Origin of the sequence: Pseudomonas sp. NPDC089918 (assembly GCF_050280605.1) — a bacterium.
Taxonomy (GTDB): domain Bacteria; phylum Pseudomonadota; class Gammaproteobacteria; order Pseudomonadales; family Pseudomonadaceae; genus Aquipseudomonas.
Window position 1 is genome coordinate 1 of record NZ_JBNNVP010000064.1, and the last position, 20,727, is coordinate 20,727.

The 20,727-nt window shown below is 59.4% G+C and carries 16 protein-coding genes; 14 read left to right on the plus strand and 2 right to left on the minus strand.

Annotated elements, in window-relative coordinates; genetic code table 11:
- The first annotated feature begins 233 nt into the window (after positions 1-233).
- The 13 genes from gcbA to ACQKPC_RS28385 all read left to right on the plus strand — a co-directional run bounded on the left by gcbA (position 234) and on the right by ACQKPC_RS28385 (position 18,287).
- Positions 234-1,904 (plus strand): diguanylate cyclase GcbA, encoded by a 1,671-nt coding sequence (gcbA, locus tag ACQKPC_RS28325; RefSeq protein WP_427627921.1) that lies wholly within the window; start codon positions 234-236, stop codon positions 1,902-1,904.
- Positions 1,905-2,858: 954 nt separating this feature from the next.
- A complete protein-coding gene (locus ACQKPC_RS28330; protein ID WP_427627943.1) occupies positions 2,859-3,902 on the plus strand; it encodes a methyl-accepting chemotaxis protein in 1,044 nt (347 codons plus the stop codon).
- 188 nt (positions 3,903-4,090) lie between these two features.
- Entirely contained in the window at positions 4,091-5,830 is a 1,740-nt protein-coding gene (locus tag ACQKPC_RS28335) for a protein-disulfide reductase DsbD (RefSeq protein ID WP_427627923.1), read from the plus strand.
- A 132-nt stretch (positions 5,831-5,962) separates the two neighbouring features.
- Positions 5,963-6,415 (plus strand): type II 3-dehydroquinate dehydratase, encoded by a 453-nt coding sequence (gene aroQ / locus ACQKPC_RS28340; RefSeq protein ID WP_007937215.1) that lies wholly within the window; start codon positions 5,963-5,965, stop codon positions 6,413-6,415.
- Positions 6,416-6,464: 49 nt separating this feature from the next.
- Entirely contained in the window at positions 6,465-6,932 is a 468-nt protein-coding gene (gene accB / locus ACQKPC_RS28345) for an acetyl-CoA carboxylase biotin carboxyl carrier protein (RefSeq protein WP_008069033.1), read from the plus strand.
- A gap of 17 nt (positions 6,933-6,949) precedes the next feature.
- Entirely contained in the window at positions 6,950-8,308 is a 1,359-nt protein-coding gene (gene accC / locus ACQKPC_RS28350) for an acetyl-CoA carboxylase biotin carboxylase subunit (RefSeq protein ID WP_008069032.1), read from the plus strand.
- 325 nt (positions 8,309-8,633) lie between these two features.
- A complete protein-coding gene (prmA, locus tag ACQKPC_RS28355; RefSeq protein WP_427627926.1) occupies positions 8,634-9,512 on the plus strand; it encodes a 50S ribosomal protein L11 methyltransferase in 879 nt (292 codons plus the stop codon).
- Positions 9,513-9,542: 30 nt separating this feature from the next.
- Complete coding sequence (locus tag ACQKPC_RS28360; RefSeq protein WP_427627928.1) at positions 9,543-10,763, plus strand: DUF3426 domain-containing protein; 1,221 nt, start codon at positions 9,543-9,545, stop codon at positions 10,761-10,763.
- 185 nt (positions 10,764-10,948) lie between these two features.
- Positions 10,949-11,959 (plus strand): tRNA dihydrouridine synthase DusB, encoded by a 1,011-nt coding sequence (gene dusB, locus ACQKPC_RS28365; protein WP_007907421.1) that lies wholly within the window; start codon positions 10,949-10,951, stop codon positions 11,957-11,959.
- Complete coding sequence (fis, locus tag ACQKPC_RS28370; RefSeq protein ID WP_007907419.1) at positions 11,956-12,276, plus strand: DNA-binding transcriptional regulator Fis; 321 nt, start codon at positions 11,956-11,958, stop codon at positions 12,274-12,276. The genes dusB and fis overlap by 4 nt, the downstream gene beginning before the upstream one ends.
- 82 nt (positions 12,277-12,358) lie before the next feature.
- On the plus strand, positions 12,359-13,966 hold the full coding sequence (gene purH / locus ACQKPC_RS28375; RefSeq protein WP_427627931.1) for a bifunctional phosphoribosylaminoimidazolecarboxamide formyltransferase/IMP cyclohydrolase: 1,608 nt from the start codon (positions 12,359-12,361) through the stop codon (positions 13,964-13,966).
- 151 nt (positions 13,967-14,117) lie between these two features.
- Positions 14,118-15,413 (plus strand): phosphoribosylamine--glycine ligase, encoded by a 1,296-nt coding sequence (purD, locus tag ACQKPC_RS28380; RefSeq protein WP_123500880.1) that lies wholly within the window; start codon positions 14,118-14,120, stop codon positions 15,411-15,413.
- Positions 15,414-15,512: 99 nt separating this feature from the next.
- Positions 15,513-18,287, plus strand: a complete 2,775-nt coding sequence (locus ACQKPC_RS28385; protein WP_427627934.1) for a response regulator — start codon at positions 15,513-15,515, stop codon at positions 18,285-18,287.
- 49 nt (positions 18,288-18,336) lie between these two features.
- Here ACQKPC_RS28385 and ACQKPC_RS28390 read toward each other — a convergent pair whose 3' ends face one another.
- Positions 18,337-19,026, minus strand: coding sequence for a hypothetical protein (locus ACQKPC_RS28390; protein ID WP_427627936.1), 690 nt, complete (start codon positions 19,024-19,026; stop codon positions 18,337-18,339).
- A gap of 60 nt (positions 19,027-19,086) precedes the next feature.
- Positions 19,087-19,872: a hypothetical protein gene (locus ACQKPC_RS28395; protein ID WP_427627938.1), complete on the minus strand. Its 786-nt coding sequence runs from the start codon at positions 19,870-19,872 to the stop codon at positions 19,087-19,089.
- Between the two features lie 236 nt (positions 19,873-20,108).
- Here ACQKPC_RS28395 and ACQKPC_RS28400 point away from each other — a divergent pair, with 236 nt between their 5' ends.
- Positions 20,109-20,705 carry a MarC family protein gene (locus ACQKPC_RS28400; protein WP_427627940.1) on the plus strand — a complete coding sequence of 199 codons (597 nt, stop codon included), beginning with the start codon at positions 20,109-20,111 and terminating at the stop codon, positions 20,703-20,705.
- Positions 20,706-20,727: the final 22 nt, after the last annotated feature.

Sequence of the window (20,727 nt, forward strand, 5' to 3'; positions counted from 1 at the left end):
GTGCGTCATTTGCCGCGCATTAAATCCTGCGCGTCACAGCGAGCCACACAATGACTGCAATCGAGCTGCCACTATAAATGAAGCACAGCGCTGAGCCTATGCGACCAGTCGGTCAGAAACTGAATGAAGTCGCTTTGCAGATTATTGACGTACGACACTCATGCAATCGAAAAGAGGTGCTAGCATAGAGCCACCAGTCGATCTCAGCATGCACCCTAACTAGTAGTCAGGATATGACCGAGCCAGAAGACCCCAGCCGTGAGCGCCTCAAGCACCACTTTGCCCAGCGGGTAATTCATCAGGCACGTCAGATTCTTGAGATATGGCAACGCCTGCAGCGCAACGAATGGTCCACCACCGACTTGTCGGAGTTGAGCGAAGCCAATCTGCGCCTGCTGCGTTTTGCCGAACGTTTCGAACAACCGGAACATACCCAGCTGGCACGCCACATCGGCCAGTCGCTGGAAGCGGTGGACGCCAACCGCGGACGCCTGAGCAGCGGACTGATCACTGACCTCAATCGTCTGATGCAGCGCCTGTCCCGCACCGGCCTGCGTCATGGCGATCAGCTCGAACAAACCTTTCTGCCGCCGCTGCGCAAGCCGATCTACGTGATGCTGCAAGATCACGACCGGGCCGAACGGCTGGCCAAACAACTAGAATTCTTCGGGCTCAGCGCTCAATCCCTCGACAGTGTCGCCGCGTTCCGCTCCTCGATGGTCGAGCGGTTGCCGGCGGCGATTGTCATGGACGTCGACTTCAGCGGCGCCGGCATTGGCCTGAAACTGGCGGCCGAAGCCCAGGAAGGTCTCGATCAGCCCTTGCCGCTGTTGTTTTTCAGCCTGCACGAAACCGATACCCCGACCCGCCTCGCCGCCGTGCGTGCCGGCGGCCAGGAGTTTCTCACCGGCACCCTCGAAGCCTCGAGCCTGCTGGAAAAGATCGAAGTCCTGACCTGCGTCGCCCAGTACGAACCTTATAAAGTACTGATCATCGACGACTCCCGCGCCCAGGCCTTGCACACCGAACGCCTGCTCAATAGCGCCGGGATCGTCACGCGGACTCTGATCGAACCGATCCAGGCCATGGCCGAACTGGCGGATTTCCAGCCGGACCTGATCATCCTCGACATGTACATGCCGGCCTGCACCGGTACTGAACTGGCCAAGGTGATCCGGCATAACGACCGCTATGTCAGCGTGCCGATCATTTATCTGTCAGCCGAAGACGATCTGGACAAACAGCTCGACGCCATGAGCGAGGGCGGCGACGACTTCCTGACCAAACCGATCAAGCCACGACACCTGATCACCACCGTGCGCAACCGCGCGGCGCGGGCGCGCAATCTGAAGGCACGGATGGTGCGCGACAGCCTGACCGGTTTGTACAACCACACCCATATTCTGCAATTGCTCGAAGACTGTTCATTCCGCGCCCGTCGCGAAAGCAAGCCGCTGAGCTTTGCGATGCTCGACATCGACCACTTCAAACGGGTCAACGACAGCCACGGCCATCCCATGGGCGACCGGGTGATCAAGAGTCTGGCGCTGTTTCTCAAGCAGCGGTTGCGCAAGACCGATTTCATCGGCCGTTACGGCGGTGAAGAGTTCGCCATCGTCATGCCGGACACTGATATCGAATCGGCCTGCAAGGTCCTCGATGAAATCCGTCAGCGCTTTGCCGAAATTCACTACCCCGCTCAGCCGCAGGACCTCTGGTGCACGTTCAGTGCCGGTGTCGTCGAATTGCGCGAAGACTCTGACAGCCTGATGATGGCCAGCCAGGCCGACGAGGCGCTGTACCGCGCGAAGAACGCCGGACGTAATCGCGTACAAGCCGCGCGAGAATCAAAGCAAAGTGCCACTTTTTCATCGGAATCGACCCATTCGGTCATAACTCTGTAACAGAAACGCAATAACTTCAGGCACTTACCATTCTGCCGTTGGTAGACCATGATGCGCCTGAAGCTGTTGACCAATCTCAATACCCTCCTTCTGGTCGCCGTGTGCGTGGCCCTTGGCGCCACGCTCTGGTGGTCGCAAAAAGCCCTGGAACGTCCCTATCTATTGATGGAGCGTTATCTGGGCCTGTCTCAGCAGTTTCAAAATGAAGTGGCGCGCAATGTCGAGGATTACCTGGCCAGCGGCGATGCCCTACGCCTGAGCAGCGCCAGCCAGGCCATCGACGCCTTGCAAAAGGAACTCGGTGAGTTGCCACCGGCATTGGCCGACACCTTGCGTCCCAGCCTGTCGAATTTGGCTGAGTTCAGCAAAACCGACCTGCTGGCCGCCGGCAAACTCGCGGGCGACCCGCAAGCACTGCTGCTGCAAGCCGAACGCGAACTCGGCGCCTGCCTGGATCAGCTCAGCCAATACGCCAGCGGTAATGCGGCGTACCTGACGCCTTTGCTGGTCGCCTCCCAGCACCTGGGCAAACTGTCCCTGGCTCGGGACAAACTGGTCAGCAGTGGTCGCAGTGAACTGGCCGCCGATGTCGAACGCGAAGTTGCCAACATCCGCACTCAAGCCGAGCAACTGGACGCTTTACCGCTACTTGGCGTGACCGCCAGCACCGAATCGAACACCGATGATTTCGCCGCGATGATGGGTTTGGAGAACACCGAGAAAACCGTCGCCGAAGATGCCGGCGTCGGCCTCAAACGCGAACTCAACAGCCTGCTCACCCGCTACCCCTCGGAACTGGCGCGCACTCGCGAACAGATCCAGAAACGCGCCGACCTCAGCACCGCGACGCACTTGAAAATCGCCGCCGTGCAGCAGTCCATCGCCGGGTTGGAACCCGTGGTGCGAGCCCAACACGGGCAGATCCAGAGCGAAGTACGGCTGATGCAAGGGGTGATGATCGGGCTGATCCTGCTGATCGCATTGCTCATCGATACCTTGCAGCGACGCCTGGCCCGAACCTTGACCAACCTCGCCCCGGCGCTGTCGACCTGGGCCGAAGGTGACTTCAGCCGCGACATTCAACTGGGCGCGACCAACCGCGAACTGCATGACATTCAAGCCTCACTCAATCGCTTGCGCGCCTATCTGGTCGACCTGGTCGGCACCATTCGCCTCAACGCCGAGCAAGTCGCCGGCAGCAGCCGAACGTTGGCCGAATTGAGCAATGACCTGCACAGTGGCGCCGAGCATCAGGCTGGCGACACCGCGCTGATCCGCGATTCTCTCGGTGAACTCGAGGCGACGATTCAACAAGTCGCCGGTGATGCCAGCCAGGCTGCCGATGCCAGTCGTCATGCCGGACTGGCGGTGGAGCACGGGCAGAAAGTGATCGGCCTGAGCCTCACCGGGCTGCATGCGCTGGTGGGTGAAGTGCAAGGCAACGCGCAGATGATCGAGCATCTGGCCGAGGAGTCGGCGACCATCGGCGGTGTGCTGACGGTGATCCGCTCGATTGCCGACCAGACCAACCTGCTGGCCCTGAACGCCGCCATCGAAGCGGCCCGCGCCGGAGAAATGGGCCGAGGGTTTGCAGTAGTCGCCGAAGAAGTTCGCTCACTGGCGCAACGTACCGCCGGGGCGACGGCCGAGATCCAGACCCTGATCGCCGGCCTGCAAACCGCCGCGCGACAATCGGTCGAAGGCATGCGTGCCCAGGTCGAACACGCCGAAGCCACGGCCAATCAGGCCCAGGCAGCCGACGGTGCGCTGGATAAAATCGTCGGGGCGATCCAGACCATTGCCGACACCGCCGTGCGCATCGCCGATGTCACCGCCCAGCAGAGCGGCGCTGTCAGCGAAATCCGCGATCACAGTGAGCGGATTCACCAATTGGGTGGGGATAACTTGCTGCGCATCGGCGAGGGGCGTGAGCAAGGGGAGAATTTGTTAGTGCTGGGCGGGCGGTTGCATACAGCCGTTCAGGCCTTCCGCGTCTGACAGTTTCTCTTCCCAACGATCGTTCCCACGCTCTGCGTGGGAACGCCGCAATGGACGCTCTGCGTCCGCTGTTGGAACGCAAAGCGTCCCCAGCTGCATTCCCACGCAGAGCGTGGGAACGATCATGCCTCCTGCATACCCTTCCGACGTCCGCTATCATGCCCCCAATTCCGATACGCGAGATTGTCATGCGCCGTTTGCTTTGCCTGCTGTTTTTAGTGCTCGCCCTGCCGGCCTCCGCCGCCGGGTTGCTGGACAGTCGGCCCAGCTCCACCCTGGGTTCGATCAACAACAGCGCCGACTTCCTGCCGGTGCGCGAAGCCTTTCAGTTGAGTTTGGTAGAAAGTACGCCGCAATCAATCAAGCTACGCTTCGTCGCCACCGAGGGTTATTACCTCTACCGCCATCGCTTCCAGTTTCACGCCGCCCCGGCCGACATTGGCCTCGGCGCGGCGCAATTGCCCAAGGGCGAACAAAAGCACGATGAGTTCTTCGGCGATGTCGAGGTTTACCACGGCATTCTCGATGTAGAACTGCCACGCACCGACTCACGCGCCTTTACGCTGGTCGTGACCTACCAGGGCTGCGCCGACAAAGGCCTGTGTTATCCGCCTGAGACCGAACGCCTGAATATTGATGGCAGCGGCGTCGCGACCACATCCTGGAGCTGGCGCGAACTGGCGCTGTTTTTTCTTGCAGGTGTTGGCCTGACCTTCACCCCCTGCGTGCTGCCGATGCTGCCGATCCTCTCCGGGGTGGTCCTGCGCGGACAGGTTGGCGGGTTACGTGGCTTCAACCTGTCGCTGGCTTACGTGCTGCCGATGGCCGCTTGTTTCGCCCTGCTCGGTGCGTTGATGGGAATGTTCGGCGCACAGCTCAATCTTCAGGCGCGCTTGCAGTCGGCTTGGGTGCTGGTGCCGTTCGCGATGTTTTTCGCGGTATTTGCCCTGGCCATGTTTGGCGTATTCGAACTGAAACTCCCCCATGCCATCAGCAGTCGCCTGGACCGGATCGCCGGGCGTACCGAAGGCGGCTCATTGTGGGGCGCGGCCGTGCTGGGCGTGGTGTCGAGCCTGCTGGTTTCGCCGTGTGTATCGGCACCACTGGCCGGCGCGCTGCTGTACATCAGCGCCAGCGGCGATGCTCTGGGTGGCGGATTGAAACTGTTCATGCTCGGTCTGGGCATGGGCGCGCCGCTGTTGCTGGTGGCAACCGGCGGCGCAGCCTGGCTACCGAAAAGCGGACCTTGGCTGATCTACGTGAAAAACGCGATTGGGGTGCTGCTGCTCGGGCTGGCGATTGCTTTGCTCAGCCGGGTATTGCCGGGCCAGATCACCTTGCTGTTGATCGGCTTGCTCGCCGGTGGCGTCGGATTGTTTATGGGCGCACTGGAATTCGTCTATAAACCGCCAAGAAAACGCCTGGGGCAATTGCTCGGGATGTTCCTGCTGTTTTATGCCCTGGCCTGTTGGTACGGCGCCTTCAGTGGCCAGACCGATCCGTTCAACCCCATTGGCCAACCACGCAATGTCACCAGCAACGGTCAACCGCCAATCGCCGGCAACTGGCAAACCATTACCACACCAGCCGAACTGGACCGCGTCCTCGCCGAAGCCAAATCCTCCGGTACACCGCTGCTGCTCGATTGGTACGCCGACTGGTGCATCAGTTGCAAAGTCATCGAACACGAAGTGCTCACCGATGCCAATGTCGTCGAACGCCTCAAAGGTTATCGATTGATCCGTTTCGACATCACCGCCAGCAACGCCGAACAACGCGCCCTGCTCGACCGCTACAAGCTATTCGGTCCTCCGGCGCTGATGTTTTTCGGCAAGGATGGCGTCGAACGTGTCGATGTGCGGGTGATTGGCGAGATCAGCGCGAAAAACTTCGCCGAACGTGTTGCCAAAGCAAATGACCGGATTTAATTACCCGGTCATATATTTCGCGTAAACATCGGCCATCGTGCTGGCTATTGCATAGAACTGGACAGTCACAAAGGCTTTGCGGCATAGTCGCCGGGTTCTGACAATTGCACACAGATGACAAAGGAGCAGCAGATGGCGACCTTATTGGTTTTACACGGCCCCAACCTGAACCTGCTCGGCACCCGGGAACCGGGCGTCTACGGTGCCACCACCCTGGCGCAAATCAACCAGGATCTGGAACAGCGGGCGCGCAATGCCGGCCACCATTTGCTCTATCTGCAAAGCAACGCCGAGTACGAATTGATCGATCGCATCCACGCCGCTCGCGGCGAAGGTGTGGACTTCATTCTGATCAATCCAGCAGCTTTTACGCATACAAGTGTCGCATTACGTGACGCGCTGCTGGCAGTGAGCATCCCATTCATCGAAGTGCATTTGTCTAACGTGCACAAACGCGAACCTTTCCGCCATCACTCTTACTTCTCCGACGTTGCGGTGGGAGTGATCTGCGGCCTTGGCGCCAGCGGTTATCGACTGGCCCTGGAGGCCGCCCTAGAGCAGCTTGAAAGACAGGCAACAGCTTGAACAACAAGCGTTAAACGCCCCCTGACCGACCCTTGGGAGTTGATGATTCATGGATATCCGTAAAGTTAAGAAACTGATCGAATTGCTGGAAGAGTCCGGTATCGACGAGCTCGAGATCAAGGAAGGCGAAGAGTCCGTACGCATCAGCCGTCACAGCAAGACGCCGGCTCAGCAGTACTACGCTCCCGCTCCTATGCATGCTCCGGCACCGGCGCCTGCGCCTGTCGCTGCTGCTCCGGTTGCCGCCGCTGCTCCTGCAGCCCCGGCTGCGCCTGCGCTGAACGGCAACGTTGCCCGTTCGCCGATGGTCGGTACTTTCTATCGCAAATCCTCGCCGTCCTCGCCGTCCTTCGTTGAAGTCGGCCAGACCGTGAAGAAAGGCGACACCCTGTGCATCGTCGAAGCCATGAAGATGATGAACCACATCGAAGCTGAAGCCAGCGGTGTGATCGAATCCATCCTCGTCGAAGACGGCCAGCCGGTTGAGTACGACCAACCGCTGTTCACCATCGTTTGAACCGCGGAGAAACTTTGATGACTGCGAAGTTGGAAAAAGTTCTGATCGCCAACCGCGGTGAGATCGCCCTGCGGATTCTGCGTGCCTGCAAAGAGATGGGCATCAAGACTGTCGCCGTTTACTCCAAGGCCGACAAAGAGCTGATGCACCTGGGCCTGGCAGACGAATCCGTCTGCATCGGCCCGGCCTCGGCCGCGCACTCTTACCTGCACATTCCGGCCATCATCGCCGCCGCTGAAGTGACTGGCGCTACCGCCATCCACCCAGGCTACGGCTTCCTTGCGGAAAACGCCGACTTTGCCGAACAGGTCGAGAACTCCGGCTTCGCGTTCATTGGCCCGAAAGCCGAAACCATTCGCCTGATGGGCGACAAGGTATCGGCCAAGCACGCCATGATTGCAGCCGGCGTGCCGACCGTTCCGGGTTCCGACGGCCCGTTGCCGGAAGACGAAGAAACCGCTCTGGGCATTGGTCGTGAAGTTGGTTATCCAGTGATCATCAAAGCCGCTGGCGGCGGCGGTGGTCGTGGCATGCGCGTGGTGCACAAAGAGGAAGACCTGATCTCCTCGGCGAAACTGACCCGCTCCGAAGCGGGCGCAGCGTTCGGTAACCCGATGGTCTATCTGGAAAAATTCCTGACCAACCCACGTCACGTGGAAGTTCAGGTACTTTCCGACGGCCAGGGCCACGCTATCCATCTGGGTGACCGCGATTGCTCGCTGCAACGTCGCCACCAGAAGGTTCTCGAAGAAGCGCCGGCACCGGGCATCGACGAGAAAGCACGCGCTGAAGTCCTCGCTCGCTGCGTCAAGGCTTGCATCGACATCGGCTACCGTGGCGCCGGCACTTTCGAGTTCCTGTACGAGAACGGCCACTTCTACTTCATCGAGATGAACACTCGTGTCCAGGTAGAGCACCCGGTATCGGAAATGGTCACCGGCATCGACATCGTCAAGGAGATGCTCAGCATCGCCGCTGGCAACAAGCTGTCGTACACCCAGGATGACGTCGTTATCCGCGGTCACGCGCTGGAATGCCGGATCAACGCTGAAGACCCGAAAACCTTCATGCCTAGCCCAGGCACGGTCAAGCATTTCCACGCCCCAGGCGGCAACGGCGTTCGCGTCGATTCGCACCTGTACAGTGGCTATGCCGTTCCGCCGAACTACGATTCGTTGATCGGCAAGCTGATCACCTACGGCGCCACCCGTGACGAAGCCATGGCGCGCATGCGCAATGCGCTGGACGAAATCGTTGTCGACGGGATCAAGACCAACATCCCGCTGCACCGCGACCTGGTCCGCGATGCTGGCTTCTGCGAAGGCGGAGTCAACATCCACTACCTGGAACACAAGCTGGCTGGCGAAAAGCATTAAGCTGTGATCCATACCAACAAAGCCGCTTTCGAGCGGCTTTGTTGTTTCTGATTTCCTGGTGCATACAAAACCCTGTGGCGAGGGGGCTTGCCCCCGTTCGGCTGCGCAGCAGCCGCAGACTGCAACATGAGTTTCATCAGGAAGCTCTGCGGCGCTTTCATAGGGACTGCTTCGCAGCCCAACGGGGGCAAGCCCCCTCGCCACAGGTTGTTCGTTCAATTCAGAACTCAGCCTACCCGGTCGTCTTCTGCCTCGCGCTCGCGTAAACTTGCGCGCTTCTCGCAGCCCGCTAGGCTGCAATCTATATTTTTCAAAGGTGCCCGCCATGCCTTGGCTGCAAGTCCGTCTCGCCATCAGCCCAGAACAAGCCGAAACCTACGAAGACGCTTTCCTTGAAGTGGGCGCCGTGTCGGTGACCTTCATGGACGCCGAAGATCAGCCGATTTTCGAGCCGGAACTCAATACCACCCCGCTGTGGTCGCACACTCACTTGTTGGCCTTGTTCGAAGGCGGCACCGAAGCCGCCAGCGTACTGGCCCACCTCGAATTGCTGACTGGCAGCCCGCTGCCCGAGCATCACAGCGAAGTGATCGAAGACCAGGACTGGGAACGCAGCTGGATGGACGGTTTCCAGCCAATGCGCTTCGGTCAGCGCCTGTGGATCGTCCCGAGCTGGCACGCCGCGCCTGAGCCGGACGCAGTGAACTTGCTGCTGGACCCGGGCCTGGCGTTCGGCACCGGCACTCATCCGACCACCGCACTGTGCCTGGAATGGCTCGACGGTCAGGACCTGAAAGGTTGCAACGTGCTCGACTTCGGTTGCGGTTCGGGGATTCTGGCGATTGCCGCCCTGTTGCTGGGCGCCAAGGAAGCCGTCGGCACCGACATCGACGTGCAGGCGCTGGAGGCTTCCCGCGACAACGCCGGGCGCAACAACATTGCTGACGAACTCTTCCCGCTGTATTTGCCGCAAGACCTGCCGCAGGTTCAGGCCGACGTGCTGGTGGCCAACATTCTTGCCGGCCCGCTGGTTTCGCTGGCGCCGCAGCTGTCCAGCCTGGTCAAGCAGGGTGGTCGTTTGGCGCTTTCAGGCATTCTCGCCGAACAAGGTGAAGAAGTCGCCGCTGCCTACGCACAGGACTTCGATCTGGACCCGATTGCCAATCGCGACGGCTGGGTACGCATTACTGGCCGTCGGCGCTAGAATGAGCGCCTGCATAAACCGGATTACCGCATGACCGACAGCTTCGTCACCCAGTGCCCGCATTGCCAAACCAGCTTCCGCGTCAGCCATACTCAGTTGAGCGTGGCCCGTGGAGTGGTTCGTTGCGGCTCGTGTTTGCAGGTGTTCAACGCCGCCAAGCAGTTACTCGAGCAGCGCGCCGGCAAGGAAACGGTCAAACCGGTTGCAACGGCGCCCGTCGAACCGTCCGTGCAGCGAGCCATCAGCCAAAAGCAATGGACGGCTGCAGAAATGGATCTGGACAGCCTGGATCTGGACGAAGAGCTCGCCCGGCTCGAACAACGGGAAATCCAGCCAACAACGGAATTCACCCGGCCCCGCGAAGACAGCCTCAGCGCTCGCCGCGATACCACCGAGCACGACCAGGAGCCCTGGTCCGACAGCCTCTTCAGTGAATCGGCCGCCGATCGTGCAAAAATCGCCGACACGCCCACGCCAGAACCCACGATCGAACCAGGCAAACATTCGCGCACCGAGCCGTCGCTGTCGCTGGAGCCCGCGGATCTGGACGACGAACCCGAGATCCAACAGCTGCGCCTGCACGACCCGCTTGATGCCCCGATCCCCTTTGGCAACCTGTCGGCGACTCCCGATGAAGTCGACGATGACCTGCCCTCGGTCGAACCCCTGCGCAAGCGACGTGAACGCAGCGAACCGGCGCTGCGCGCGGAAGTATTGGAGGATCTGACCGACGATCCGTTGCAACTGGACTGGCAAAAACGTCGCTCCCCCTGGGGCCGGCGCTTTTTCTGGCTGCTGCTGATCCTGCTCGGCGCCGCCGGCCTCGCCGGTCAATACGTCGCCTATCACTTTGACGAACTGGCACGCCAGGACCAGTACCGTCCGTGGTTCCAGCAACTGTGCCCGCACATCGGCTGCACCGTGCCGTCCAAGGTCGACATCGCAAAAGTCAAAAGCAGCAACCTGGTGGTCCGCAGCCACCCGGACTTCAACGGCGCCCTGGTGGTCGATGCCATCATCTATAATCGTGCGCCCTTCTCCCAGCCCTTCCCGCTGTTGGAGTTGCGTTTTGCCGACCTCAACGGCCACCTGATTGCCAGCCGTCGCTTCAAGCCCGGCGAGTACCTCAACGGCGATCTCGAAGGGATGGCGGAAATGCCGCCGCAAACGCCAATCCACATCGCGCTGGACATTCTCGATCCAGGCCCCAAAGCGGTGAACTACAGCCTGAGCTTCCATTCCCCCGAGTGAAACGCTCAAGTGTTACAGGCTTGACGGCATATTTCTGACTTTGATTGCTAGTACCAAACCGCTGGCGATAACAAAATTACTGTTCAGATTTTGTTCAATTCAGCCTTTATCCAGTCATCGAGAGCGGGTATCATGCCAACCCTTTTTCGAACTCTCATGATCCGGCCCCACAACAGGGAAGTCCTATGTCGGCGGTACGCATCGGTCCATATACATTGCACAACGGCTTGATTCTCGCCCCCATGGCGGGTGTCACCGATCAGCCCTTTCGTCAGCTGTGCAAGCGACTGGGCGCGGGCCTTGTAGTCTCGGAAATGGTCACCAGCGACATGAGCTTGTGGAATACCCGCAAATCGCGGATGCGCATGATCCACGAAGGTGATCCCGAGCCTCGCTCGGTACAGATCGCCGGCGGAGATGCGCAGATGCTGGCGGATGCAGCCCGGGCCAACGTCGAACTGGGCGCACAGATTATTGATATCAACATGGGCTGTCCGGCGAAGAAGGTCTGCAACAAGGCCGCCGGTTCCGCCCTGTTGAAAGATGAAGCATTGGTGACCGAGATCCTGCAGGCCGTAGTGGCCGCGGTCGATGTGCCGGTTACCTTGAAGATCCGCACCGGCTGGGACCGGGCGAACAAGAATGGCCTGACCGTGGCGAAGATTGCCGAACAGGCAGGCATTACGGCGTTGGCGGTGCATGGCCGCACCCGTGCCGATCTGTATACCGGGGAAGCCGAGTACGACACCATTGCCGCGATCAAGCAGGCGGTGTCGATTCCGGTCTTCGCCAATGGCGATATCGATTCGCCCGAGAAGGCCCGGTACGTGCTCGACGCGACCGGTGCCGATGGCCTGTTGGTAGGTCGGGCTGCCCAGGGGCAGCCATGGATTTTTCGTGAAATCGACCATTATCTGCGTACCGGCGAAAAACTCCCGGCACCGGAACTGATCGAGGTGGAACGTATTCTGCTTGAGCATCTGGCTGCGCTGCATGCCTTCTATGGCGACGTCATGGGCGTGCGCATAGCTCGCAAGCATGTGGGCTGGTATCTCGCAACCTTGCCGGGCGCCAGGGAGTTTCGCGCCCACTTCAATCGTTTGGAAGATACGGAAGCACAATGCGCCTACGTTCGGGCCTTCTTCGCCGAACGCTACAAGAGCCTGACAGGGGACGGAGAAGGGGTGGCTGCATGACGATGATGACCGAGACTTTAGTGAGTGGAACAACACCCGTGAGCGACAACGTGAATTTGAAACAGCACCTCAATACGCCGAGCGAAGAAGGTCAGACCCTTCGCGGGAGTGTCGAGAAGGCGCTGCACAATTATTTCGCCCACCTTGAGGGCGCTGCCGTCACGGATGTGTACAACCTGGTGCTCTCCGAAGTCGAGGCTCCCCTGCTCGAATGCGTGATGAACTACGTCAAGGGCAACCAGACCAAGGCCAGTGAGCTGCTCGGGCTGAACCGGGGCACCCTGCGCAAGAAACTCAAGCAGTACGATTTGCTGTAAGCATTCAATCAAACCAGAAAGGCGCCCGCGTAAAACCGGTCGCCTTTTTTGCTGACTTCCCTTGCTTTTGATGGAAATTGAAATGACCGACCAGACTACCCGCCTGCCGATCCGCCGCGCCTTGATCAGCGTTTCCGACAAGACCGGGATCCTTGAATTCGCCAAGGAGCTTGAAGCCCTGGGCGTCGAGATCCTCTCCACCGGCGGAACGTTCAAGCTGCTGCGCGACAACGGTGTTGCCGCAGTGGAAGTCGCGGACTACACCGGTTTCGCAGAAATGATGGACGGTCGGGTGAAAACCCTGCACCCGAAAATCCACGGCGGGATCCTCGGTCGTCGCGGTATCGACGACGCCATCATGAACGAGCACGGCATCAAGCCGATCGATCTGGTTGCGGTCAACCTGTACCCGTTCGAAGCCACCATCAACAAGCCAGGCTGCGACCTGCCGACCGCCATCGAAAACATCGACATCGGCGGCCCGACCATGGTCCGCTCGGCAGCCAAGAACCACAAAGACGTGGCCATCGTGGTGAATGCCAGCGATTACGCCAACGTCCTGGAAAGCCTCAAGGCTGGCGGCCTGACCTATGCTCAGCGTTTCGACCTGATGCTCAAGGCCTTCGAACACACCGCCGCCTATGACGGCATGATCGCCAACTACATGGGCACCGTGAACCAGGCGGCTGAAACCCTCTCGACCTCCGGTCGCAGCGAATTCCCGCGCACCTTCAACAGCCAGTTCATCAAGGCCCAGGAAATGCGCTACGGCGAGAACCCGCACCAGAGTGCGGCGTTCTACGTTGAAGCCAAGCCTGCCGAAGTGGGCATTGCTACCGCGACCCAGCTGCAAGGCAAAGAGCTGTCGTTCAACAACGTAGCCGACACCGACGCCGCGCTGGAATGTGTGAAGAGCTTTGTCAAACCGGCCTGCGTGATCGTCAAGCATGCCAACCCGTGCGGCGTGGCCGTGAGCCCGGACGCTGAAGGCGGCATCCGTCAGGCCTACGAACTGGCCTACGCCACCGACACCGAATCGGCGTTCGGCGGCATCATCGCCTTCAACCGCGAGCTGGATGCTGAAACCGCCAAGGCCATCGTCGAGCGTCAGTTCGTCGAAGTGATCATCGCCCCGTCCGTCAGCGCAGAAGCTCGCGCTATCGTGGCAGCCAAAGCCAACGTGCGCCTGCTAGCCTGCGGCGAGTGGTCGACCGACCGCGTTCCGGCCTGGGACTACAAGCGCGTCAACGGTGGTTTGCTGGTGCAGAGCCGCGATATCGGCATGATTGGCAGCGAAGACCTGAAAGTGGTGACCAAGCGCGCGCCGACCGAACAGGAAATCAATGACCTGATCTTCGCCTGGAAAGTCGCCAAGTACGTTAAATCCAACGCCATCGTCTACGCCAAGAACCGTCAAACCATTGGTGTCGGCGCCGGCCAGATGAGCCGCGTGAACTCCGCGCGTATCGCCGCGATCAAGGCAGAACATGCCGGCCTGCAAGTGCAGGGCGCGGTCATGGCATCGGATGCATTCTTCCCGTTCCGTGACGGCATCGACAACGCGGCCAAGGTCGGCATCACCGCGGTGATCCAGCCAGGTGGCTCGATGCGTGACAACGAAGTGATTGCTGCTGCTGATGAAGCCGGCATCGCCATGGTATTCACCGGCATGCGCCACTTCCGTCACTGATTTGTTTGCTTGATCGTACCCACGCTCTGCGTGGGCACGCAGCCCGGGACGCTCCGCGTCCCTCGGACGCGGAGCGTCCGTTGAGGCATTCCCACGCGGAGCGTGGGAACGATCGGCCCCCACAGAATTAGCGTCATCCGAGGTTTTTGAAATGAATGTTTTGATCATTGGCAGCGGTGGCCGTGAACACGCCCTGGCCTGGAAAGTGGCTCAGGATCCGCGCGTGCAGAAAGTTTTCGTTGCCCCGGGCAACGCCGGCACCGCCATTGAAGCCAAGTGCGAGAACGTCGCCATCGACGTGCTGGCCCTTGAGCAGCTGGCAGACTTTGCCGAGAAGAACGTGTCCCTGACCATCGTCGGCCCGGAAGTGCCGCTGGTTGCCGGTGTTGTCGATCTGTTCCGCTCCCGTGGCCTGGATTGCTTCGGCCCGACCGCTGGCGCTGCTCAGCTGGAAGGTTCGAAAGCCTTCACCAAGGACTTCCTGGCGCGCCACAAGATCCCGACCGCCGACTACCAGAACTTCACCGAGATCGAGCCAGCCCTGGCTTATCTGCGTGAAAAAGGCGCACCTATCGTGATCAAGGCCGATGGCCTGGCCGCCGGTAAAGGCGTGATCGTGGCCATGACCCTGGGCGAAGCCGAAGACGCGGTGCGCGACATGCTCGCCGGCAACGCATTTGGCGACGCCGGTTCACGCGTGGTGATCGAAGAGTTCCTGGACGGCGAAGAAGCCAGCTTCATCGTCATGGTCGACGGCAAGAACGTATTGCCGATGGCCACCAGCCAGGACCACAAACGTGTCGGCGACGGCGATACCGGCCCGAACACCGGCGGCATGGGCGCTTACTCCCCGGCCCCGGTCGTCACGGCCGAAGTCCATCAGCGGGTCATGGACCTGGTGATCTGGCCGACCGTGCGGGGCATGGCCGAGGAAGGTAACGTCTACACCGGCTTCCTCTATGCCGGCCTGATGATCGACAAGGCTGGTAACCCAAAAGTCATCGAGTTCAACTGCCGTTTCGGCGATCCTGAGACCCAACCGGTGATGCTGCGTTTGCAGTCGAGCCTGGTGTTGCTGGTCGAAGCGGCCCTGGCGCAAGCGCTGGACAAGGTCGAAGCACAATGGGATCCACGTCCGAGCGTCGGTATTGTATTGGCCGCTGGCGGTTACCCGGGTGACTACGCCAAAGGCGTTGCCATCAACGGCCTGGATGCAGCCGCGACACTGGAAGGCAAAGTCTTCCATGCTGGTACTGCGCTCAAGGACGGTCAGGTGGTGACCGCCGGTGGTCGGGTGCTGTGCGCAACCGCCATGGGCACCAGCGTCGATGCAGCCCAGCAGCAGGCTTACAAACTGGCGGCTAAAATCGACTGGGAAGGCTGCTTCTACCGTAAGGACATTGGCTACCGCGCCATTGCCCGCGAGCGTGGCGAGAATCAGGAATAAGCCATCCATCCGGCCAGGCAAGGGCTTGCGGCCCTTGCCTGACTATTCCGGTGCCGCGCATAGTTATACTTTGGCATTAATCTACGAAGGGATTTCGCCGTGCGCTGGCTCAGGATTGCCATAGGCTTCACCGTCACTCTGCTGACCTTGCTCTGCATGCTCCCGGCCCAGGCCGCGCAAGGCAGTGGCTGGGCGGTATTGCTCGACGAACAGGGCGACCTGCAGCTGAGCGACATCCGCTCCAGCCGCTACACCAACCAATTCAGCCCCATTGAACTTGATCACCTCACCGCGGCCGCACCCGATGGCGCGCTATGGCTGCGTTTCAAGCTCGCGCCCGGCAAGCATGAACAGTTGCTGCGAGTGTTCGCACCGGACCTGGTGCACCTCAATCTGTATGTGCTCGACGGCGACCAGTTGATCGATCAATTGAATACCGGTACCGCGCAGCTCCAGGCTAAGCCCCCCCTCCCCAGCAGCGACTTCATGTTGCCGCTGCCACAAAGTGACAAAACCCTCGATGTCTACCTGCGACTGGTCTCCGAACACCAGTTCCGGCCTTACATCACGCTGCAATCGGCAGTCATGACCGCAGCCACTCAGTACCAGACGCTGATATACGGCTTGCTCTTTGGCTGCCTCGGGATGCTGATCCTGCACAACCTGACCCGTTACATCTACACCCGCTCGCGCAGCAGCCTCTGGCTGGCAGCATGCGAAGGGCTGCTGATGCTCAGCCTGGTGTTGCTGCTGAACCTGGCCCGGCCATGGTTACCGAACTGGTCCTTCGTGCAAACACCCGGTGCCTACCTCGCCTTGCTGATGACCGCGCCTTGCGGCCTGATGTTCGCCTACCGTTTCTTCGCCCCGCTCGGTCCTCACCCGTTGAACAAGCTGCTGCTGGGGGACATTCTGTTCATCATGGTCTGCGGCCTGCTGTTGCTGTTCGTCAACACACTGCCGCTGAACCTGATTACGTATGGGCTGGTTGCTCTGGCCGGTCTGAGCATGTTGTTCGTCAGCGCCCATCACTGGCAAAAAGGTTATCGCCCGGCGCGTCTGTTCGTGGCGGCCATGGTGGTGTTCAACCTCGGCACATTGATTATTCTGCCGGCACTGCAGGGGCTGACCCTGGTCGCGCCACAAAGCCTGATCATTATTCTGCTGGTGTTTATCTGTATCAGTGGCCTGTTGATGAGTATTGCCTTGGGCGAGCGTCAGCGCAGCATCACCGAAGACCGTTTCAGCGTCAGTCGCGACCTGGCCGCCAGCAACGCCGAAATCAACGCCAAAGCCGAATTTCTGGCGAAGATCAGCCACGAAATCCGCACCCCGATGAATGGTGTGCTGGGCATGACCGAATTGCTGCTGGGCACACCGCTGTCGGTCAAGCAACGCGACTATGTACAGACCATCCATAGCGCCGGCAACGAGCTGCTGACACTGATCAACGAAATTCTCGACATCTCCAAACTCGAGTCCGGGCAGATCGAACTGGACGACGTGCAGTTCGACCTCAACGCCCTGATCGAAGATTGCCTGAGCATCTTCCGCGCCAAGGCTGAACAGCAGAACGTCGAGCTGATCAGCTTTATCCAGCCGCAGGTACCACGCGTCATCAGCGGAGACCCGACGCGCCTGCGCCAGACCCTGCTGAGCCTGCTGGAAAACGCCCTGAAGAAAACCGATGAAGGCGAGATCCTGATCGTTGTCGCCCTGGATGAACGCAGCGCCAAACCGCGGCTGCGCATCGCTGTGCAAGACAGCGGCCAGCCCATGGAGGCGGAAGAGCGCGATGCGTTGATGCATGCCGAACTGCACAGCAAACACTTCCTCTCGGCCACCAGCCTGGGGGGCAATCTTGGACTGGTTATCGCCCGTCAGCTGATCCGTTTGATGCAAGGCGAGTTCGGCATCAAGAGCGGCGCCAACCAGGGCAGCACTTTGTGGCTGACCCTGCCGCTGGACCCAGACCGTCTCGAACATCCGACCTCGGACCTGGACGGTCCGCTGCAAGGCGCACGCGTACTGGTCGTGGACGACAACGACACTTGTCGCAAGGTACTGGTGCAGCAGTGCAGCGCCTGGGGCCTGAATGTCAGTGCCGTGCCGTCCGGCAAGGAGGCCTTGGCGCTACTGCGCACCAAGGCTCATCTGCGCGATTACTTCGACGTGGTCCTGCTGGATCAGAACATGCCTGGCATGACCGGCATGCAGCTCGCGGCCAAGATCAAGGAAGACCCGAGCCTGAACCATGACATTCTGCTGATCATGCTCACCGGCATCAGCAACGCCCCGAGCAAAATCATCGCGCGCAACTGCGGGATCAAGCGAATTCTCGCCAAACCGGTGGCCGGCTATACCCTCAAGACCACGCTGGCGGACGAGCTGAACCAGCGCAATAAAGGCCTCTCCGTCTCGCAGCAGCTGCCCACCGGCCCTGCCCTTCCGGTCAAGGTGCCCAGCGATTTCCGCATTCTGGTGGCCGAAGACAACAGCATCTCGACCAAGGTCATACGCGGCATGCTGGGCAAACTCAACCTGCAACCGGACACCGCCAGCAATGGCGAAGAAGCCCTGGTGGCGATGAAAGCCCAGCGCTACGACCTGGTGCTGATGGACTGTGAAATGCCGATCCTCGACGGTTTCTCCGCCACCCAGCAACTGCGTGCCTGGGAAGTCGGCAACCAGCGGATTCGCACCCCCGTGGTGGCGTTGACCGCACACATCCTCGCCGAGCACAAAGAGCGCGCGCGCCAGGCGGGCATGGACGGGCACATGGCCAAACCGGTCGAGCTGTCACAACTGCGCGACCTGATCGAGCATTGGGTTGCCCAACGTGATCAGCAGAATCGTACGGCTTCGACGTTCTGACGATGCAGTCCGGTGCCCGAAAGTGGTTTCAACAATCGGGCAGGACGTATCACTCCCCCATATCGACCTTCTCGACCACAAGCGCCACGTTGTCCGCCAATCGATTCCCGAGCTTGTGGGTAATCGCCTCGCGGGATAACGCGTAGAGGGTTTCGGACAGATTCGCCCGTGCGTATCGTACGCACACCTGACCTTCTACTTCATCGACCTCAAAATGCTGCGACCACGGATTCAGGGTCAGCGCCTGCCGGGTCTTGAATTCGAGATAAATGCTGCTGATCGAGGTCGGGCTTTGCCCCACAATCGCCAGCAGGCGCACAGCCTTGAGCGGTAAACAAGGCCCTTGCATCTCCTCTTCGCAACGCTCCTCGGGCCATATCTGGATGGCAGGGACATAACACGGCAATTGCGCCGCATACGCCAGAAACCCGCCAAGAGCATGATCTTCACCACCGCTATTTGCCATTGCAGCCAAGGCCCATTCAAGCGCGGAAGAGGCGTTTAGCCCGTTGAGAGAAAAGTCCTGGCGAAACTTAAAGTTGCGGATCCAGAAATCATCCAGCACCGCAACATAAGCGTCATACCAGTTTTCAACTTTCATGCTTTCGATTTTTTTGTTGGCAACCAATTGCGCCAGCAGACTTGAATGTACGACATCATCATAAGCCGATATTTTTTCAATATCCGACAAAGCAACAACGGCGTTACCCACCGTCAACAAGCTGTATAACTGAGCCATAACAAACCCTTAAAGAAAAAAAGGACGACCGAGAAGCGGCCGCCCTTTTAAAACATTCGATCAGATGTCGTAATCTTCGATCTTGGTTTTCGCATTCAAACCAAGTTTTGCACGAATCGTGTCGCGGGTTTGCTCGACGATATAAGGCACTTTCCTGAAGACAGAGTCACCGCGATACAGCTTCACCTCGCGGGAGTCCCAATCCATGAACAGCACTTGCTTTGCGGTGTTCTTGCGGATGAAACGAACAGTACCCAATGCCATGGTGACTTCACCGTTGACTTCGGTGCAGGTGCCGGCCGCCATACCGCCCACACCGTGTTCCAGCATGTTGCGCTCATACAGGGTCAACGCGGTTTCACGTTTTTTCAATGCGGTGATTGCATCGCCCGCCACCTTCAGCATCAGGACGGAGGCCGAGCCAGGCACGGCAAGCCCGGCAACCACACTGCCAAGGATCTCCAGCACCAATTGATCCATCCGTACGGTGTTACCGCCGATGTTCATGTCGTTGTAGTACTTACTGGTCGGCAGCCAGCCTGCATGGGTCATGACTTCCAGGAACTGGTAATACCATTCCTTGCCCTGATACTCGTACGGGAACTTTTTGTTTGCGACCAGACTTGCGAATAGAAAAGCGTGTTGAACATCTTCCCGATTTTGTTCACTCAGGTTGCCGGTAAAGGACAAGATGCCCTCACCCACAATGGAACCTTTGCCGGGCTCATTGACAACCGGTATCGAAAAACTGCGAGGGCGCATAACTTCAGCGCCGTCCAGCTCATAATTTTCCAAACGATGAATACATTCGGCTACAGCGCAATCCTCGACACTATGAACATTCATTACCAATTCCTTATTAATTAAAACAGGCTCCTCTTGAACCCGCCAAACAACAATAACCAAAGACAGAAGAAACGCCAAACAAGAACATGTAACCTGTTGATATCAACATTTCGTCAACTAACAAACTTCAACCTCAACAACTTACATTTACCCCCCCGGTTCCTCACGCCATCCCCCCAAACATTAAAGCGACTGATAGACTCCGTTCTGCCCATCTGCCGCTACGAGCCGAAATCATGTTCCACGTGTTGTTCAGCGTTTACCTGAAGATGCTGGTGCTCTACAGCCCGTTCTTCGTGTTGTCCTGCTTCATCAGCCTGACCCGCGGTTATTCGCGCAAGGAGCAGCGACGCCTGGCCTGGAAAGTAGCGGTCGCCACGCTGGTTTCCAGCGTTTTGCTATACCTGTTCGGGCGGGTCATATTCAGTGTCTTCGGCATTACCGTAGACGCGTTTCGTATCGGTGCCGGCAGCGTGCTGTTCATCTCGGCACTCGGCATGGCTCAAGGCAAGTCAGCGGTGCAGACCGACAACGTGCAACAGGACGTGACCATCGTCCCGCTGACCATCCCCCTGACGGTCGGCCCCGGTACCATCGGAGCTCTGCTGGTCATGGGCGTGAGTCAGCCCCACTGGGACGACAAGCTGACCGCCATCCTCAGCATTGCGCTGGCCAGTTTCACCGTCGGCGTGGTGCTTTATCTGTCCAGCCGAATAGAACGGATTCTGGGCGATCAGGGTTTGCAGATTGTCAGCCGACTGATGGGATTGTTCGTTTGTGCGCTGGCGGCACAGATTATTTTTACCGGGGTGAAAGGCTATCTGGTTCCCTGACCCGACAGGCAAAAAGGCAGCA

Bases quoted from the DNA above. Each gene is read 5' to 3' on its own strand.
- purH (WP_427627931.1), top strand. From the start codon at position 12,359: ATGACCGACCAGACTACCCGCCTGCCGATCCGCCGCGCCTTGATCAGC.
- ACQKPC_RS28330 (WP_427627943.1), top strand. From the start codon at position 2,859: ATGATCGGGCTGATCCTGCTGATCGCATTGCTCATCGATACCTTGCAG.
- ACQKPC_RS28360 (WP_427627928.1), top strand. From the start codon at position 9,543: ATGACCGACAGCTTCGTCACCCAGTGCCCGCATTGCCAAACCAGCTTC.
- accB (WP_008069033.1), top strand. From the start codon at position 6,465: ATGGATATCCGTAAAGTTAAGAAACTGATCGAATTGCTGGAAGAGTCC.
- ACQKPC_RS28395 (WP_427627938.1), bottom strand. From the start codon at position 19,872: ATGAATGTTCATAGTGTCGAGGATTGCGCTGTAGCCGAATGTATTCAT.
- purD (WP_123500880.1), top strand. From the start codon at position 14,118: ATGAATGTTTTGATCATTGGCAGCGGTGGCCGTGAACACGCCCTGGCC.
- gcbA (WP_427627921.1), top strand. From the start codon at position 234: ATGACCGAGCCAGAAGACCCCAGCCGTGAGCGCCTCAAGCACCACTTT.
- ACQKPC_RS28335 (WP_427627923.1), top strand. From the start codon at position 4,091: ATGCGCCGTTTGCTTTGCCTGCTGTTTTTAGTGCTCGCCCTGCCGGCC.
- ACQKPC_RS28400 (WP_427627940.1), top strand. From the start codon at position 20,109: ATGTTCCACGTGTTGTTCAGCGTTTACCTGAAGATGCTGGTGCTCTAC.
- ACQKPC_RS28390 (WP_427627936.1), bottom strand. From the start codon at position 19,026: ATGGCTCAGTTATACAGCTTGTTGACGGTGGGTAACGCCGTTGTTGCT.
- dusB (WP_007907421.1), top strand. From the start codon at position 10,949: ATGTCGGCGGTACGCATCGGTCCATATACATTGCACAACGGCTTGATT.
- fis (WP_007907419.1), top strand. From the start codon at position 11,956: ATGACGATGATGACCGAGACTTTAGTGAGTGGAACAACACCCGTGAGC.
- prmA (WP_427627926.1), top strand. From the start codon at position 8,634: ATGCCTTGGCTGCAAGTCCGTCTCGCCATCAGCCCAGAACAAGCCGAA.
- aroQ (WP_007937215.1), top strand. From the start codon at position 5,963: ATGGCGACCTTATTGGTTTTACACGGCCCCAACCTGAACCTGCTCGGC.
- accC (WP_008069032.1), top strand. From the start codon at position 6,950: ATGACTGCGAAGTTGGAAAAAGTTCTGATCGCCAACCGCGGTGAGATC.